Source organism: Acinetobacter sp., from assembly GCF_036666595.1.
GTDB lineage: Bacteria > Pseudomonadota > Gammaproteobacteria > Pseudomonadales > Moraxellaceae > Acinetobacter.
The window spans coordinates 1-543 of record NZ_JAVWVO010000141.1; the positions used below are offsets into that span (position 1 = coordinate 1).

At 34.4% G+C, this 543-nt stretch carries 1 pseudogene; it reads right to left on the minus strand.

The annotated features are described in order from the left end of the window. A pseudogene (locus RR876_RS17260) lies at positions 1-365 on the minus strand (magnesium transporter); the annotation flags it as partial. Between the last annotated feature and the right edge of the window lie 178 nt (positions 366-543).

Consider the following 543-nt stretch of genomic DNA (forward strand, 5'->3'; position numbering starts at 1 on the left):
GTAATAATAAAACTAATCGGTGAAGTCGCCAAACCATAGACACTTTCATACTTATCCGTTGCGATTTCACCTTTATCAATTTGATCATCAGGTGTAATTAACTTACGGAAAATGAGTAAATCATATTCTTCCATCGCATCAAATGCGCAAGGATGATCTATATTTAAAATATCTCGAATGTGATATTCATTCAAATGAATACCTGTTGCATCCAAAATCTCTTTTTGCCATTGTTCAGCACGATTCACTACATCTTCACGGGTACAATCAATCCAAATAAACTGTTGTTCCGCTTGGGAGCTGTTCTCTCGCTGTACACAGGTATGGTGTTCATCTTGATGTTGAAAAAAATAAAATGTTTGCATAATCGCAATGATTGTTGGCATTTCTTAATTTACATCATGCCATAAAAAAAGCCCTGAGCAAGCCAAAGTTATCACTTTGACAAAGCTCAGAGCCTTTTTAATCAATTTTAATTCACATGAGTAAGCTCATGTGAATAGGCAAAAGATTAAGCTTGATCTACATCTTTCATTGTTAATT